This is a genomic window from Flavobacterium amylolyticum (genome assembly GCF_048284335.1).
GTDB lineage: Bacteria > Bacteroidota > Bacteroidia > Flavobacteriales > Flavobacteriaceae > Flavobacterium.
Window position 1 is genome coordinate 286,049 of sequence record NZ_JBLVPG010000001.1, and the last position, 18,115, is coordinate 304,163.

Here is an 18,115-nt window from a genome sequence, read left to right on the forward strand (position 1 = left end):
TCTTAAAAACAGCATAAAATGGCATTATCCGAACAAGAAATATTACGTAGAGAAGCACTTACCGAATTACGCAATTTAGGCATTGAGCCTTATCCAGCAGCCGAATTTATCACAACCGCATATTCTAGCGAAATCCTAACCGATTTCGAGAAGTACGAAGGAAAAGAAGTTGTTTTAGCAGGACGTTTGATGGGGAAGCGCATCATGGGGAAGGCGTCATTTGCGGAATTAAAAGATGCTGAGGGACGTATTCAAATTTATGTTTCCAGAGATGATATTTCGACTGATGAGGAGAAAATAATGTACAACGTAGTTTTCAAAAAACTATTGGATATTGGCGATTTTATTGGAGTTCGCGGAACGGTTTTCAAAACACAAGTTGGGGAAATCTCAGTTCATGTTTATGGATTGACGGTTTTGGCAAAAGCCTTGAAACCGCTTCCGGTAGTAAAAACGGATGCCGATGGTAAAACACACGATACTTTTGCTGATCCAGAACAAAGATACCGTCGTCGGTACGTGGATTTGACCGTGAACGATCACGTAAAAGAAACGTTTATCAAAAGAACAAAACTGTTCAATGCGATGCGTAGTTTCTTTAATGACAAAGGTTATCTTGAAGTTGAAACGCCTGTTTTACAACCAATTCCCGGTGGTGCTGCAGCGCGTCCTTTTATCACACATCACAACTCGCTTGACATGCCATTGTACATGCGTATTGCGAATGAGTTGTACTTAAAAAGATTGATTGTTGGTGGTTTTGAAGGAGTTTATGAGTTTTCGAAAAACTTCCGTAACGAAGGAATGGACCGTACGCACAATCCTGAATTTACTGCCATGGAAATATATGTAGCCTACAAAGACTACAATTGGATGATGAAATTTACCGAAAACTTATTGGAACATTGCGCCATTGCAGTAAACGGAACTAGTGAAGCGACCTTTGGAGAGCACACTGTGAACTTTAAAGCGCCCTACGCAAGAGTTACAATGACGGATTCGATCAAGCATTTTACCGGTTTTGATATTTCGAGGAAAAATGAAACAGAGTTATTTGACGCTGCAAGAGGGATGGGAATTGATGTAGATACCACGATGGGCAAAGGAAAATTGATTGACGAAATCTTTGGTGCTAAATGCGAAGGAAACTACATTCAACCTACATTTATCACGGATTATCCTAAAGAAATGTCACCACTGTGCAAACAACACCGTGATAACCCAGAGCTGACAGAACGTTTTGAATTAATGGTATGCGGTAAAGAAGTGGCCAATGCATATTCAGAATTGAATGACCCAATTGATCAAAGAGAGCGCTTTGAAGAGCAAATGAGATTGTCTGAAAAAGGAGATGATGAAGCCACGGGAATTATCGATGAAGATTTCCTGAGAGCATTAGAATACGGTATGCCACCAACATCTGGATTAGGAATTGGAATGGACCGTCTGATGATGTTTTTAACTAACAATGCTTCTATTCAAGAAGTATTATTGTTCCCTCAAATGCGACCAGAAAAAAAACAAGTTAAAATTGAATTAGAAGACGATGAGAAATTCATTGTCTCCTTATTACAAGGAAATGAAAACCAAATGGATTTTGGTCTTTTGAAAATCAAATCGGAATTGAGCGGTAAAAAATGGGACAAAGCCATGAAGAATTTATCTTCTTTAGGCTTGACTGAAGTTGTTGTGAATGGTGACAGTAAAGCGTGCCGATTGAAAGAGTAAGCTTATTCAAAAATATATTTATAAAAAAAGGAACTTCGTTATGGAGTTCCTTTTTTTATAGAATAAACTAAAAAATTACAAACGATACTAAATACGATGTAATCACATAAAAAAGCCGGCTACAAAAGAGCCGGCTTACTAATTCAAATAAAACTTAAGATTAAAATCCTAATCCAACAGCCATTGCTGTAGCTTGAATATTTATATCAGAAACCTTAGTTGCAGCACCCGTTGCCATGTTAATACTGTATACAGAAGTAACATTGTTTACTTTCAATAAAGCAAAAGCCGTAGCACTATTTCCACCAATATCAAATCCGCTATCTGCATCAACATTTACCCCTAAACTTCCAATAGAAACTAATGTCCCATTATTTGGTGGGTCTTGACGCAATAGCATATCCGTTTGTGAGTCAATTACAAACAAAGCTGTTGTAGTTGCTCCAGCAACATTATTTGTATAAGCAGCACCCGTTATAAATGGTGTTCCAGGATTTAAATTACCGTCAACTGCGACTACTGTTCCCAAATCTGGGTGTAAACGTAGGTTTTGACCTGTATTACTTACTAATCTTATTCGGTCTACCGTTGGATTAAAATCAAAACCAAAAGCAGTACCTGACAATCCAGGTATCAATGTAGATCCAACCACTGTTAATGCTCCACTTGCAGTATTCACAGAAAACAATCTGCTTTGATTTGAGATCGCATACAATGCTCCATTTGCTGGTCTAAAATCTAAACCTACAACACTTTCGCTTGCAGCTAAACCAGTTAATCCTACAGAATTATTATTCCCACTTGTAGGATTAAAACGAACCAACATATTTCCAGTAGTTGTTGCATAAGCAATTGGATTAGTCTTAAATGCTAAACTTATTACTGGAGCAGTGAATTTACCAACATCAACGGCTTTTCCTGTAGCTAAATCAATTGTATACAATGTGGATGCATTAGCATTGTTTGTTACAGCAAGAGCAGTAGAATTATCCGCTAAAATATCCATGTCCCCTACACCTTGAAAGTTAACTCCTAAGTCACCAACAAGTTGAAGTGTTCCGTCGTTAGGCGGCGTTTGCATATATAATTTATCTTGTTCAAAATCAATATCGTACAGCATAGTTGCTGAAGCTCCCGCCACACTATTGGTATATGCTATAGCACCAATTTTAGCATTTGCACCACCATTAATAAGACCATCAGTTACCACAACGGTTCCTAATTCTGGATGTAATCTTAAATTTTGACCTGAATCTGTTACCAAACGAATTCTATCTACTGTAGGATTAAAATCTAACGAGGCATTACCTCCCGCAAGTACAGGCAAGAAAGATCCTGCACCTAGTGCCGTTGCCACTCCGCTTTTTTCATTGATAAAGTAAAGACGGCTAGAGGAGCCTAATGCATACAATTGCCCAGTTGCTGGTCTATAATCAATACTGACAATAGTCTCTGATGCAGCCAAACCAACAATTGGAGTGGTTGAAGTTGGAGTTACTAAATTTCGTGCATTGAATGTAAGAATGGTATTATTACTTGCTAATGCCGTAAAATTCACATCCGGTGCTATAACAGCAGGCATCATCACATCATTATTATCATCATCATTGCATGAAATTGCGGTAAAAGATATCAGTGCAAGTCCAAAAATGGTAGCGAATCCTAAATTAAGTTGTTTATTTTTCATCGTTGATTTATTTAGTTATAATATTACATACGAAGTATACTTTATTATGGTTTTAAAATTTTGAAAAAAATTTTGAATAACTATCTAAATTGGAACTGATTACAAGAACAAAAAGCTGCTTCAACTTGCACGAAATAAACAGATTCAGATCCTATTGAGAACATAATAGTGCTAATTAAAAAATTTCATTAAACTCTTTTTTATTTTACAAACTATAATTAAAGTTAACACTCCATCGATAATTTGCTTCTACATTGCCACCGGTAAGGTTTTGATTGATAGGCAACATTGCATTAGCTCCAAAAGAAAGTCTTTCCTTCCCGACTTCGAAACCAATTTTTCCAAAAAAGATATCACCGTTTGTATTTCTTAATTTTTGATTGTGCTGGTAATTGCTTTCATAGACTTCCCCTGCAAAACCTAGTTGTGGAACAATAGAAAAGCTATCTTTCTCGTATAAATAGAAAAAAGTTCCTGCATAATTCAACTGATTCCCAAAACGGTAATTTTTTTGATTTTCTGTTTTTATTGTATAATTCAGCATGGAGTTCAAACCAAATTGCCTTCTTTTAACCACGTATTCTGTTGCCAAAAGATAATCCCAACTTCCTGTTCCTACCTGAAAACTTGGATTTATACTTCCGGAATTCGCTTCATTGAACTTTCCGGTTGGCACTTTTATTCCACCTCCCAATTGCAACGTATGCACCAAGAAGGTGCTGTCTTTACGCGTTTGATACAAACGATACATCGCCAAAACGGTGATGTCGCCAAATCCATTGATGTTTTTATTGCCTGTTGCGGTCTCTCTTTCATGAAAATGATACGGTAGTAATACCGAAAGCTGAACCGTTTTGCTAACCGGAATTCGGCCCCAAACCTGAACGGTATTGAAATTTTCTTTGTACCAAGGCGAATTGCTGTACAAGCCATCCCTGGACTTGTATTGTTGATTGAAATACCGAATCCCAACGAAATTAGAGTTTATCATTGAGGCAAATCCAATGCTTCCGCCGCTGGCTGAGCAACCGCAAGCATCACAAAAATCCTCTTCTTCAAGAAAGAAATGGTATTTTGTAAATGGATAAACAGTGTTTAAACTATCTTTTTCGGTGGCGTTTGCCAATTGAAAAAGTAGTAGCAATAATAGTGCGTATTTTTTCATATTTGTTGTTTTTAGCCCTGATGGAAACGGAAAGCCCAGAGCGCAAAAAGCTTGTTTTTCTTGTCCTGAAAAAGCGACCAAGGGAAGCTCTTTTCAGGACTTATAAAAACGGCTTTTTTAGTGAGGACTTGTAGTGTACAGCAGGAAATAGCTTCTTAAATTAATATTCGGAAAAGCGTTTGTTCGTTAGGTATTGCATGTCAGTTAATGTTTTAAGAAAAGCAATTATTTTTGATTTTTCGGTTGTTGTCAAAGGAATTCCAAGCGATCCATTTTTATTTAAAATTGGGTCTAAAGTAGCTAAATTTACTACTCCGGAATTATAATTTTCTAAAACAGATTCCTATGTAAATAGTCGTCCGTCATGCATGTAAGGCGCTGTTTTTTCTATGTTTCTAAGACTTGGCACTTTAAACGTGTACTTGTCCTGAGGTAACTCGGTGACGCGAAAACGACCAATATCATCGATAGTAGGATTGACTTGCAAGCCATTATTTCTAAAAGAATTATCGGTAAACAAATCTGTGGCGTGACATGAAGCACATTTTTGATTAAAAAGTGCATATCCCTGTTGTTCCTCCTGCGTGAGCGTTCCGCCCGATTCATTGCGGCGATACTTATCAAAACGGGAATTAGAGGACGTGATCATAACCATAAATTGCCCCAAGGCTTTGAGCATGTTCTCGGAATTGATTTGACTATCAGAAAAAGCCACTTTGAATAGCTTTTGGTACTCTGGATCACTTTTCATCATAGCAATGGCTTTAGAAAAATCGCCATTCATTTCAATGGGACTCGTAAACGGAATAATGGGTTGCAGGTCTAAATGTGTCGTTGCTCCATCATACATAAAAGTGGTTTGATAGGCCAGGTTCTGGATGGGTGGCGTGTTTCGGGTTCCTATGGCGTCATCTACACCGTGGCTCAAAATATGTCCGTGATGCGTAAAAGCATCTTCCTGAATATGACAAAATCCACAGGAAACAATCCCATCTGAAGCCAATCGACCATCATAAAAAAGCTTTTTTCCGAGTTCAAATCCTTTTTCGGTAGGTGGATTATTTGCTAAATTATAGGCCAAAGGCGGAAAATTAACCGGGACTTGAAAGTCCAAAGGAATATTCAGATACTCTTCGGAATCAGTTGAACAAGACCACAGCAACGGAAAAATAAGCAATATGATATATTTTGCGTTCATTTTATATTTTAAAAAAAAAGCGGAGAGAGATTTAATTTCAAACCGCTTTCACATTGAAATTTAGTCGTTATGAACGTGATCTATTGTAAACATCGAGGAAATATTAGCGGTAACTAACGCTACTTTAGCGCCACCCATCACGGTTGCTGCTTCTGAAAAATTGATTTTATTGGCTCCATCAATAAGCTGAGATAAATCAGCCATAATGTGAACTTGAGGGGTAATTGTAGTTCTCACCAAAGCATTTTCAGGAAAATCTAAAGTAACTTCTGTGTAGTTATAATCCGTCCCGGTTTGTCCGGTATGTACTTTAAATTGCGTAGCCGTTCGCACTGTAGATGAAGTAAAAGAACCTTCGAAAGCCACGAATTTATAACCAGCACTCCAAGACCACATCATTCCAGCACTTTGGGCTGCTGCCAAGAAATCGCCTTGACCGGTTGCTCCTGCTTCCCACTGTGTTTTATCAACTCCAATTCCGTATTTTACTTTAGTGTAATTTCCAGCAGGAATATTAGAAAGAGTCAACGCCAAAGTTGCAGGAGTCAGTTCATCTATAATAAAATAACTCTGACTTTTTGGGTAGACAAACGTCGTTCCATCCGCTTTTGTCAAGACAATATTACTTACAATATACATCGCTTTTGATGCTGCAATGACTTCACCATTAGCGTTTGTATAATTTGTATTCATAGCAAAATTAGCAGATTTGTAAATATTGTCAAATTTAAAGATGAGGTTTCCGTTTCCGGTACTCATTTCAGAATCATCGGCATTTGAACAAGAAAACAATATTGCAGCAATAACTACTACAACCAGTATATTTTTTAATTGAAATTTCATTTCTTAGGTTTTATTTTAAATATAGGTATTGATTTACATACCATTTTTGGACTATTTATTTCCAAAAAACAGCAAACAGAATTTCATCCGTTGTATAAAACGGAAGAAAAAAGCACACTACGTGCCTAAAAATTTAAGAAATGAAAGTGGGTGGGCGAAAAATTGAAGCACTATTCAAGTGAAAGTATAAATTAGAATAGCATGGGTTTATTTTTTCTTTGGTACCAAAACAAACGGGTACAATTACAAAAGATTTAATTTCCTCAAAAATGAGTACGTCAAGTATTGGAGAAGTTCCTTTTTTATCCGAAGAAAGAGGCTTTTCAGCATTAGAAACTTTGGCCAATTCTTTCATCAAATGACATTTCCCGTTACATTGCATTTTAGGTTTGTCCCTATTGATACAAAGCACTTTTGAAATGTATTCATAATTCACGACATACTCTAAAACCGGCAGAATGGGCTTTAAGAGCATCATTAATACAATTATGAATATGATTTTTTTCACGGCGCAAATTTACAACATCATAGCGTATAAAAAAATGTTTTTAAATAGAATAATCTGGTGAAAATTATTCTATTTAAAAACAAATATCTGGAGACTTTATGCTAATTTTAATTCGGGTATTTTAATCTCAGACAATTCTAATTTATAGGAATTAAATTGACTAAAAATATCTTTTTTAGTACTTTCGAAAAAAGGAGTTGCTGAAAATAAAACTTCATAATAAGCAATTCCTTGTAGTAAATTATTTTTAAATGAATTCCATTTTTTAATTTGTCCTAAAGTTATTTCTTCAGTAACGGCGGTAATTTCGTTTTTCAGATAATCCAAATACATCTTTAACTCTTTCACAAATAAATTTGGTCGATTGGTCACCGTCAGTACAGAAGCATTTCCATAAATATGCTGTACCATTCTAGACAGTGAAACTTCTTGGTCAAAATAAGCCATATTGGGTCCTGGACAAATGATTACACCTTGAGCCTGCCCTCTTATTTTAATGTCATTTTCAAGATACGAGGCATTGGCTAAACCCACACAAAGACAGGCTTTCTCCGTAATGCTGTTTTTCTTTTTTTCGAAAACCCCTGCAGTTAAAATATCTTTTTGTTGTAATAATTCTTCCAGTTTCAAGTCTTGGTATTTCTTGGAAGAGGTACAAATTCCTTTCATATCGTATTCTTTACTTAACGCCAAAAATCGTTTTGGACATGAACTGCCTGCTTTGCTTTCCACAATTCGTTTAAATTTTAATTTTTCATTCGTGGTTCCTCGCAACGTATTGAAAGGAATTCCCAACGGTGAAATATGACTTAAATACAAATCATCTTCTTTGGCTCCAGCCAATAATGCTCTGGTATGTTTATCTACCGAAGTGGCCTCGGGAACCAATAAAAACGGTGAACCCCAACCCACGGAATCAACTTTATAAGTTCCCAATAGAAAATCATGCTCTTCAGCAGTCCCTACACCACCTTGAACAGCGATTTTTAAATCTAAAGGTTGTTCCGGAACATGCCTTTCTTTTTGTTCTAACGCTTTTACCATCAAGCCATGGGCAGATTGAATTAATTGGTCTTTTTTCTCTTTGAATTCTTCTAGAATTGGTCCTAACAAATAGCCTTCAGTAGCAAAAGCGTGTCCGCCGCAATTCAATCCGGATTCGATTCGATATTCAGAGACCCAAAGTCCTTTTTTAGCTAAAAAATTTCCTTGAATCATCGCTGAACGGAAATCACTTACTTTCAACGTGATTTTCTTTTTTAGCATGTTGCTTGAATCAGGGAAAAAATCTGTAAAACTTTCGAAATAACTGTATAATCTTGGATTCATCCCCGCCGATAAAACAACAGATGATTCTAATGTACTATTGACAAATCCACGAAGGGCTGCATGTGCATCATTAAAAATAATTGGCAATTGTTCCTCTTTGATGAAATTATCCTTATCGAGTTTAGTCATAATATTAACATCTATATTGCCAGGATAAAGATTTTTCTCCAGATAATTTTTGATATTTTCTTTGAAAGCAAAACCATCGCCCATCAAATTTTGTAAACCTGTTTTAATCTCGGATTTGTTGGGTAGCATGGTGATGAAATTCTCCAAGGCTGATTTACTTTCGGATAACTCCACTTTGAATTTTTCAAATTTTTCCTTGACGATTTTATCTACCAAATTCAAATAAGAAGTAATGCGTTTTGCGCGATAATCATGCATTTTTAGGGTAATTTCCAAATAAGGAAGGTTAAATTTCTTGCTGTAAAAAGCATTCATTTTTTCGATAAGATCATCATCCATAATAGAAATTACAGACGATATTCCATACTGAGCCACTCGTATCGGACTATCAATTGTATAAGCAAGTCCCATAACCGGAATATGAAAAGTATGAAGTGGATTATTTTTTGTCATGCTATAATAATTTAAATAAATAAACCACAAAAGTCGAGAAACAAAACCGTAAAAAAACTGATAATTATCATGCTCTAAAATCTATAAACAGGACTTCTTTAATACCTTTTTCTACAAAAAAACAATTTTATTTTCCTATTTAATCCTAAAAATAAAACGATAAACTTTTGTTAACGATTAAACTTTTAAAACCTATCCTTGTCTTATACCTATAAAACTTAAAACAAGACAAATGAAAAAATTATTTATCGTTGCATTATTAGTTGTCGGAATGACAAGCTTTGCACAGGAAAGAAAAGCAAGACCAGAGAGAGCCAAAATGGAGCAAATGACTCTAGAGCAAAAAAATCAGTTGCACTTGAAAAAGATGACTTTAGAATTAGATTTGAATGCTTCTCAACAAAAAGAAATAAGTAAAATTATCGCTGAACAAAGCACCAAAAGAGAGGCTAAAATCACAGAGAAAAAAGCAACTAAAGATTCCGCTAAAAAACAACTTACTACTGACGAACTTTATGCTAAAAAAAGCCAAATGTTAGACGAACAAATTGCGATGAAAGAACGAATGAAAAAGGTTCTTTCAGCAGACCAATATAAAAAATGGGATGACCTGAAAGATAAAAGACATCACGGAATGAAAAAGAGAATGATGCACAATAAAGACGGAAAACTAGCAAAAATGGGTGATAAAAAATAATCTGTTCCCTTAAACTATTTCATCTTATTTCATAAAAAAGCCCCAAATTAGGGGCTTTAATTTTATTAAAAATTTTTGGATACACTATCTACCGCTCGAATGGTAAAATCAAGATCCTCATAGGTTAATGCATCAGTAATAAACCACGTTTCATAAGCGGATGGCGCAATATAAATTCCCTCTTGCAACAATCCGTGAAAGAATTTTTTGAACGTTTCGTTATCACCGTTTGCAGCGGTTTGAAAGTCTACAACCGGAGTCGCATCAAAATGAATCGAAATCATAGATCCAATAGTATTTATTGTAAACGTCACATTATTTGCTTTGAGCACTTTATCAATTCCTGCAGCCAAATACGCTGTTTTCTCTTCTAATCTTTTAAAAATACCACGATCAGCATCTAATGCTTGCAACATTGCTAATCCAGCTGCCATTGCCAATGGATTTCCTGATAAAGTTCCCGCTTGGTAAACCGGGCCTAACGGAGCCAGATAATTCATAATTTCTGCACGAGCTGCAAAAGCTCCAACGGGCAATCCTCCACCGATTACTTTCCCAAAACAAACAATATCAGCCTTTACATCAAATAACTCCTGAACACCGCCTCTAGCAAGTCTGAAACCAGTCATCACCTCATCAAAAATCAATAGAATTCCATTATCGGTACACAATTGGCGTAAGCCCTCTAAAAAACCTTTGTTTGGCGGAATACAACCCATATTTCCCGCAACTGGTTCCACGATTATGGCTGCAATTTCATTTTTATTAGCTTCAATTAAAGTCGCTACATTTTCTAAGTCATTGTATTTTGCAAGCAAAGTATCTTTGGCTGTGCCTGCTGTTACTCCTGGACTGTTTGGTGAACCAAAAGTAATGGCACCGCTTCCCGCTTGGATTAAAAACGAATCGGAATGACCGTGATAACAACCGGCAAATTTTATTATTTTATCTCTTTTGGTAAATCCACGAGCCAATCTTACAGCACTCATACAGGCTTCGGTACCGGAGTTTACAAATCTAATTTTATCGATATTTGGAACCATTGCTACGGCTAATGCGGCAATTTGCGTCTCCAATTCTGTAGGCATACCAAATGAAGTTCCTAACTTAGCTTTCTCAATCACGGCTTGCACTACTGGTTCGTAAGCATGGCCTAAAATCATTGGTCCCCAAGAATTGATATAATCAATCAAACGGTTTCCATCTTCATCATACAAATAAGCGCCTTTGGCACTTTTGACAAAAATTGGAGTTCCACCCACCGCTTTAAAAGCTCTTACTGGCGAATTTACACCTCCTGGGATTACTTTTTCTGCTTCAGCAAAAAGCTGACTGCTTCTTTTATACAACATTTATAATATATGAATTATCGTTATTTTAAATTATTTTACAACCAATTTTTGTCCAATAGAAAGGGAATTATCGGAAAGATTATTTCTTTGTTTTAAATCTTCAATCCTTAATTCAAATTTTTTAGAAATAGAATACAGCGTATCCCCTTTTTGAACTACATACGAAATCAATCCCTGATGTATTGGACTTTTCAATTCTACCGTTAATTTCTCAACCATCCGTTTTTCATTGGAAACATAATTAACATCTAAAACCTGATTGTCATATTCATCCAAATGATAACGCTCAATATAGGAGATTAATTTGTCGGGATATTTTGGGTCTGTAGCATATCCAGCTGATCGAAGTCCTCTGGCCCAGGCTTTGTAATCATCTTTTGAAAACCCAAAAAGTTTAGCATACCGGCTTCTTCCCGTTAGAAATAGGGCATGGTCTTTAAATGATTCTGCTGGATTATCATATTTCCTGAAGCATTCTTGCGAGGAGTCGTCATCATGTTTTACTGTTTCACCAGTCCAGCCCTCATGACATTTTATTCCAAAATGATTGTTGGCATTTAAAGCTAAATCTCCCCTTCCTGCTCCAGATTCCAGAATTCCCTGAGCTAAAATTATGCTTGCTGGAATTCCATAATTTCTCATATTTCCCATTGCAGCATCTTTATATTGAGAAATGTATTGGCTAACCACATCATTTGTAACTATAGTTTTTGAGGTTGAAACAATTATTTCACTTTCATTTTTTTTCTGTTCTGGCCTTACTTGTTTCGAAACTATAGGTTTAGTTGTCTTTGGGACCGTAGGATTCGTTTTCTTGATTGTTCTGACTATTTCAGTTTTTGATCGTAAAGGCGTTTTTTTGGTAGTTACAATAACTGGCTTTGCGGCGTTACAGCCTATCAAAGTAATTATGGTAAAAATTAGTAGGATTTTTTTAAACATTTATATTTATTGTTGGTAATTGTTTATTAATTAATTTCATTTTCATTCCTTGAATTCCCTGAATTCCTCCGGTATGAATTAGTAAAATTTTTGAGTTAGCAGGAAAATAGTTTTTATGAATTAGATCTATAACGCCAAAAACCATCTTTCCAGTATAAATCGGATCCAAAGGAATCTTATTTTCAGAATAAAACTGATTAATAAAGTCAATTAAAATTGTGTTGACTTTTGCGTATCCACCAAAATGATACTCTGTTATTAATTCCCAATTATCGTTTTGGACAAAATTACGAATTTCCTCTTGGAGAAAATCGCCTTTTAAAGCAGGAAATCCTAAAACCCTCTGGTGGGCTAAAGCGGTATTTATTATTCCTGAAATAGTTCCGCCAGTTCCAATTGAACAACAAATATAGTCAAACTCGGCATCATCGGTAGTTAGGATTTCCTGACACCCCTTAATGGCTAAATCATTAGTTCCTCCTTCAGGGATTAAATAAAATTTTCCGAATTTTTGTTTTAAACTTTCTAAGAAAGATAATTCATTTTTTTGGCGGTATTCATCCCGTGATATAAATTCAAATTTCATACCACAATTTTGAGCGAATAATAACGTTGGATTTTCAGATATTTTTTTGGCTATTTCATCCCCACGAATTATCCCGATACTTTTAAATCCTTTTTCTTTTCCTGCATAAGCTACTGCTGCTATGTGATTTGAAAAAGCACCTCCAAAAGTTACTATCGTATCTTGATTTTCCTCTTTAGCTTTAAGCAAATTATATTTCAATTTCCGGAATTTATTACCGGAAACAAAAGGATGAATCAAATCTTCCCTTTTGATTTGAACTGAAATGGAGTTCTGAAATAACATTGTTAACTTTTGATTCAAAGATTTTTTTTTACAAAGATAAAATTTTTATATCTAACAAAAAATGCAACCTCTAAAGATTGCATTTGGTGTTATTAATTCAACATGTTTTATTTTCTAATAATTATTTTTTGTCCCATTTGTATTTTATCTTTAGTTGCAATCTTCACGATATAAATTCCATCACTAAGTCCAACTGTAGAAAATGTAAATAATGCACCCGTTCCCAAGTCCTTTTTATGAAAAATTAGTTTTCCAGCAATATCATACAAACCACAAGTTGCAAGGTCCATTTGCAAAGGATTACTTATGTTTAAGTTTTTAGTATTATTATCTTGATAAATTATGAAATTTTTGTGCGTCGCATCTTCAACTCCTAATGTCAAATTATTTTTAAACGTAATTTCAAACTGTGTGTTATTCACTCCAGCAGGCAATTCCATTTCATGAAAATCGTTTTTAATATCATAATACAAATCTTTAACTTTATCGTGTAAATAAATTGCATTCAATGCTGTAAAGTTTATAATTTCGTTCACTGTAATTTTATAATTGGCTTGTTTCAGATTTTTAAATCCTAATGGTATTTTTTTATCAATATCAAAATTTATTGCATCAATAACGAACTCTAAGCCTTCTAAGAGAAAATAAACATCTGCCTGAAGATTATCACTGGATGACTTAGCATCCATCGCGTGATCGATACCATCTGTTGCTTCTGGAATGAATGCCAAAGCCAATTGACGAACTCCTTGATTATTCATCAATGTATTTAATCTAATTTGTGGGATTGGGACTAAACTTAAAGTGGAATAATCAAATCCTGAAACTGATTGAATAGAAGAAGAGTTCTTGGAATTGCTTTTTGTGTTATTTTGATTTACATTTTTATTAAATTGAGAAAAATTTGCCGCACCTTCCTTTACAAATACTCTGTAATTATTCTTCATCTGAACGAAACCGTTTGCTAAACCACTAATCAAAAAGCCTTGACCAATAGGTGAAAAACGTCTCTCGTACGACGCTCCAGTTCCAGCACTTGACCCTTGATTACCTAATCCATCATACGAATAAAATGTTGCGGGCACATAGATTCCAGATCCAGATAATGGGGAAAAGGTACCATAACCCCCTTTATAATCTGTTATAAGATGAGAACTAACCGTTTTATCCTGTTCCCAAAAATATGCAACTCCTGTAGAATTTGTTGCAGCAGTTAAAAAAGCAGACAAATCGATTGCTGAGGGATATGGATTTCCAGTCAATGTAAATTGACCAAGTGCTACAGGGATATTAATGGTTCCATCATTTGGTTTTCCTCTAAAATCATACCTTTGCTGACTTGTAGGATTATTTTGGACCCCGTTTACAGTAATCAAATTAGTCCCAGAAGTTCCTTTCATCGTAAATCCTTCTCCAGTGTTAATATCTGATATAGCCCCAACTTGAACCCAACTTGAAAAACTAGATGTACCAATCAATTTATTAACCCAATAAGGAGCTATTGCAAAAGGACTAGCGGTACCATTATAATTGTTCCTCGCCAAGATAGTTGGATTATTACTGTTGGTCAAATCAACTATGTCCTTGAGTTGGGTAATTCCAAAAGGTGAATTTCCAGCAGCGGCACTATTTCCTCCAACTGGAGAACACCAATAATTATATTGAAAATTATTTGTTGTCCCTTCCTGAAAAACAGATAAATTACCTAAACCCTTATTAGTTCCGATGGTAGATGAACCTTGTAATAACTGAGCATCTCTTCTTAAATAAAAAAAGCTATTAGCTGCATTTAATTCCAAATCTTGCTTGATAAAAACAACCTCGTTATTAACAAATACGTAACTGTTAGGACTCACATACACCTGTGCATCAATGTTGCATTGAAACAAAAAACCTATAACAGCAGGCACTAGTTTCTTAAGTAATTTTAAGCTCATAAGTTATTGTATTAAGTTAATTTTAAAAATTTATTTTATTAAATTCTTTAAAAGTTTTTAATTTTTAATGCGTTTCAATCACAAAAATTATTGAAGAAAAACATCAAAGTAGTTTTTTGAATTTTTTTTAAAAATAAAATCTTGATTTAAAACTATATAAATTTAAAAAAAAAAGCCGCTAGTTGGCCAAAATACTCTCAAAAAGAACAATATATCTTTTTATTAGCTGTTTTTTTAATTTAAATATGTTATTTCTTATTTTTTTGTTTAATTTTTTTAAATATTCCTTAAGGAAGTTTAAAAAATTATTGCATCGATCAAAACCTATTTTTATTTAATTTTAAATATTTCCAAAATCGTACAATAAATTTCAACTTTAAAAAAGCTATTTGATATAAATAGGTAGAGAATTCTATTTTAAGAAATTGGAATCCTCATCGATTCTGCATACACAGCAATTTTTACTCTTTGAAAGTCCCATTTTGTATTTAAAGAATTTTGAATTTATCGTTAGCAAATAAATAATAAATTATCTAACATTGATAATTGTTAATATCCTATTTCCTAATTTTATAAGTCCTGTATCTACACTCCATCTGATATCGATACTTTGACCTGATGAAACAGTAGCTATTGCCTGCAAAGTTATATCAGCTGTATTAACAGTACTCAATCTAAATCTAGTCGAATTGGTAATTAAAATATCATTTTGATAAACACTAAAACTGGCATACGCACTACTGACAGTAGGGGTGAAAAAACCTCCCATAACATTCGAACCTTCAAATCCAGTTATAGCACCAGAATGTGTACCTATATCTCCTGTAATATCGGAAAAACCTGAATTTCCAACCTCACCTGAAGAAGTAAAAACAGCAAAAGAGGATAATGCTCCTAAATTAGCATAGGAGCTATCAAAAGTTTTAGTAATCGTTGAACCATCAATACCTATAGATCCAAAACCCGAAAGTAATCTACCATTAACTATACAATCAGCCCCTACTGCAACCGCGCCACTCTTTGAGAGCAAAGTTCCTTTCATCTTAGTGGATGCACCAAGACCTATTGCTCCCTCTGCTATCCAAAAAATATTTGTCGCAGATGCGCCATTAATTAAAACAATCTTAGTGCCCGCCACGGTATTAAACGCCGCTCCAAATTTAAAAATAAAAAGAGCGTTAGAATCCCCTCTTCCATCTAATATAAGTATCCCTGATGCTGAACCTGCTGCTGGTGTGCTATAAATTCCTGGAAATAAAGTCTCACTTCCAAATGCAGCTCCATGATCAATATTTGTAGCAGAAATAGCAACTAATTGATTATAAAAAAAATTTAAATCTGTCGCTGCTTGAGTCGTTTTATTTCCTGCAATTAATTTATATTCCGCATTGAAACTGACTGCATAAGTTCCTGCCTGAGGACTTATTGACATCCCTGGAACTACAATATCTGTTGAAGATCTAGTTGTTATGTCCCCAGTTCCATCTACAGATTGATAAATACTTGGACTATTTGTTAATACGAAAGCGGTTGTTGCTAGCTGCGTGGTATTTGTTCCAAGTACTGCTGTAACAGCAGTAGGTATTCCTGTAAAAGTTGGAGATTCAGAAAAAACCAACTTTCTACTTCCCGTTTCATCGTTTAGCGAATTTAAAATTTGTGCAGAAGTTATACTCACTGCTTCCGTTCCGTACAAAACACCCGTTGTTGGAAGTGTTACATCAGTTGTGCTTGTAGTCCTGATTGTAGTCGCAAACATCCCCGGCAAGGCTAGAGTTGATGAATTATCATTAGATATTCCTGTCCCACCGTTTATTGGTAAAACTAGACCTGTGGCAAAATCTTGCCAACCCAAATTATAAAAATTAAAAGAGGAAGTCGTTTTATTGTAGATTAGAAGTCCAGCTGCAGGTGAACTTATTGCATCTCTTTGCAATGTAGTTAGGCGAGGCATTAAAAATCCTTTATTGCTCGATTGAATATCTAATATTGATGAAATATCAGGATTTATTGTACCAATCCCCACTTGAGCACTAGCTATTTTAGAGATTAACAAGAATAAAGTCAATACGTACCGAATGTTATTTTTCATAATTTATTTTTATTACTCTATTTAAATCAAGCAATAATTTATTGAAAAACAACATATTTTACTTTTTTAACTTTAATAAGATGCAAAGGTGGTGTTATTTCACTGGCTTAACTATATTTAAAAAGGATAATGAATTTGATTTAAACTTTTTTGGCATTATCAATATTTCAAAAAAGCATGAATTTAACCTACTATTTATAGCAAATACTCAGTTTTATGATCAAAATTTTATTGGATTATAAATAAAAATAATTTTATGAAGTATCTGTTTTTTTTCTTACAAAAAAATAATATCAGAGATTTTACTGTAGTTTGTGCTATAGGATTGACTAGACATCTTAATGATTTATTAAATAAAACAAGTAGTATCCTTTCTTTAAATAATTAAGATTCTGCTATATTTGAGTAATAAATTGCTCCAAAACGTGAATCATCAACGTTTAAAATTCAGCGATAAAATACCCAATCGGCTACAATTAATTTCAATATATGCTTATTTAGAATTAATTGCCTTGGTCAAAAAGTATTTCACTATTTTCTCAGTGATTTTTTATGCAAATAATTTAAAAACCCAAAAAAAGGTCTTCTTTTTAAATAATTCAAATCTGATTCATTAGCATATGCTTCTCTTTCAAAGCTAATATTTCTATAGGCTAAGTCAGTATTCTTATATTGCATTACTCGAATAAGATATTCTGTCAAATACCACACAAAAAAAGGAATGATCAAAAATTCTAATTGCTGGCGAAGATGAATTTTTTCATGATTGATCAAAATGGTATTGACTTTATCTTCCTTAAATTTTAATAAAATAAAAGGAAATACTGCTAACCCACGATATCCTTTTGGAATTAAATATTTAGTAACAATCAGCAACATTCGCTATAAATTTATAAATTTGTAGTACTAAAATAGCTCGATTTAATTAAAGACGCAATCGTTTGAGTATTTTATTAATTAAAGCAAATTGATTAATTTGTACTCTAGAACAATACTAAAATATGATTGACCAAAGTAACGAAAATAAATTAATCGAAGGCGAAGACTTCTATTATACACCCGAAGGATATAAATGTTTTACTGAAAAACACCATCTAAAACGAGGCTACTGTTGTAAAAGTGGCTGTCGCCATTGTCCTTATGGATTTGATAAAAAAACAAATACCATTAAAACAAAGTAATTT

14 protein-coding genes and 1 pseudogene are annotated in these 18,115 nt (G+C 34.3%); 3 read left to right on the top strand and 12 right to left on the bottom strand.

The annotated features are described in order from the left end of the window. The first annotated feature begins 18 nt into the window (after positions 1-18). Positions 19-1,728: a lysine--tRNA ligase gene (gene lysS, locus ACNQF9_RS01280; protein WP_417989484.1), complete on the top strand. Its 1,710-nt coding sequence runs from the start codon at positions 19-21 to the stop codon at positions 1,726-1,728. A gap of 160 nt (positions 1,729-1,888) precedes the next feature. On the opposite strand, the gene ACNQF9_RS01285 is transcribed toward lysS, so the two are convergent. From ACNQF9_RS01285 to ACNQF9_RS01310, 6 genes and pseudogenes are all read right to left on the bottom strand, one after another. Then, positions 1,889-3,415 (bottom strand): DUF4394 domain-containing protein, encoded by a 1,527-nt coding sequence (locus tag ACNQF9_RS01285; protein ID WP_417958458.1) that lies wholly within the window; start codon positions 3,413-3,415, stop codon positions 1,889-1,891. 205 nt (positions 3,416-3,620) lie between these two features. Then, positions 3,621-4,580 (bottom strand): transporter family protein, encoded by a 960-nt coding sequence (locus ACNQF9_RS01290; RefSeq protein WP_417958459.1) that lies wholly within the window; start codon positions 4,578-4,580, stop codon positions 3,621-3,623. Positions 4,581-4,740: 160 nt separating this feature from the next. Then, positions 4,741-5,778, bottom strand: a pseudogene (locus ACNQF9_RS01295) (cytochrome-c peroxidase). A 60-nt stretch (positions 5,779-5,838) separates the two neighbouring features. Continuing rightward, the gene (locus tag ACNQF9_RS01300) at positions 5,839-6,621 is read right to left on the bottom strand and encodes an MbnP family protein (protein WP_417958460.1); all 783 of its coding nucleotides are present in this window, start codon (positions 6,619-6,621) and stop codon (positions 5,839-5,841) included. 133 nt (positions 6,622-6,754) lie between these two features. Next, positions 6,755-7,129 carry a hypothetical protein gene (locus ACNQF9_RS01305; protein WP_417958461.1) on the bottom strand — a complete coding sequence of 125 codons (375 nt, stop codon included), beginning with the start codon at positions 7,127-7,129 and terminating at the stop codon, positions 6,755-6,757. Positions 7,130-7,225: 96 nt separating this feature from the next. Then, a complete protein-coding gene (locus tag ACNQF9_RS01310; protein WP_417958462.1) occupies positions 7,226-9,040 on the bottom strand; it encodes a hypothetical protein in 1,815 nt (604 codons plus the stop codon). Between the two features lie 232 nt (positions 9,041-9,272). Between ACNQF9_RS01310 and ACNQF9_RS01315 the strand changes: the two genes are divergently transcribed. Further along, positions 9,273-9,737 (top strand): hypothetical protein, encoded by a 465-nt coding sequence (locus ACNQF9_RS01315; protein WP_417958463.1) that lies wholly within the window; start codon positions 9,273-9,275, stop codon positions 9,735-9,737. 65 nt (positions 9,738-9,802) lie between these two features. Here the strand turns inward: ACNQF9_RS01315 and hemL are convergent, their stop codons facing one another. The 6 genes from hemL to ACNQF9_RS01345 all read right to left on the bottom strand — a co-directional run bounded on the left by hemL (position 9,803) and on the right by ACNQF9_RS01345 (position 17,810). Continuing rightward, positions 9,803-11,089: a glutamate-1-semialdehyde 2,1-aminomutase gene (hemL, locus tag ACNQF9_RS01320; RefSeq protein ID WP_417989485.1), complete on the bottom strand. Its 1,287-nt coding sequence runs from the start codon at positions 11,087-11,089 to the stop codon at positions 9,803-9,805. Between the two features lie 30 nt (positions 11,090-11,119). After that, positions 11,120-12,031, bottom strand: coding sequence for a glucosaminidase domain-containing protein (locus ACNQF9_RS01325; protein WP_417958465.1), 912 nt, complete (start codon positions 12,029-12,031; stop codon positions 11,120-11,122). Continuing rightward, positions 12,024-12,902 carry a 1-aminocyclopropane-1-carboxylate deaminase/D-cysteine desulfhydrase gene (locus tag ACNQF9_RS01330; RefSeq protein ID WP_417989486.1) on the bottom strand — a complete coding sequence of 293 codons (879 nt, stop codon included), beginning with the start codon at positions 12,900-12,902 and terminating at the stop codon, positions 12,024-12,026. The genes ACNQF9_RS01325 and ACNQF9_RS01330 overlap by 8 nt, the downstream gene beginning before the upstream one ends. 107 nt (positions 12,903-13,009) lie before the next feature. Then, positions 13,010-14,839, bottom strand: coding sequence for a T9SS type A sorting domain-containing protein (locus ACNQF9_RS01335; protein ID WP_417958467.1), 1,830 nt, complete (start codon positions 14,837-14,839; stop codon positions 13,010-13,012). A 529-nt stretch (positions 14,840-15,368) separates the two neighbouring features. Then, positions 15,369-16,931, bottom strand: a complete 1,563-nt coding sequence (locus tag ACNQF9_RS01340; protein ID WP_417958468.1) for an ice-binding family protein — start codon at positions 16,929-16,931, stop codon at positions 15,369-15,371. Between the two features lie 531 nt (positions 16,932-17,462). Then, positions 17,463-17,810: a hypothetical protein gene (locus ACNQF9_RS01345; RefSeq protein ID WP_417958469.1), complete on the bottom strand. Its 348-nt coding sequence runs from the start codon at positions 17,808-17,810 to the stop codon at positions 17,463-17,465. A 122-nt stretch (positions 17,811-17,932) separates the two neighbouring features. Here ACNQF9_RS01345 and ACNQF9_RS01350 point away from each other — a divergent pair, with 122 nt between their 5' ends. Beyond that, positions 17,933-18,112 carry a DUF5522 domain-containing protein gene (locus ACNQF9_RS01350; RefSeq protein WP_417958471.1) on the top strand — a complete coding sequence of 60 codons (180 nt, stop codon included), beginning with the start codon at positions 17,933-17,935 and terminating at the stop codon, positions 18,110-18,112. Positions 18,113-18,115 lie beyond the last annotated feature (3 nt).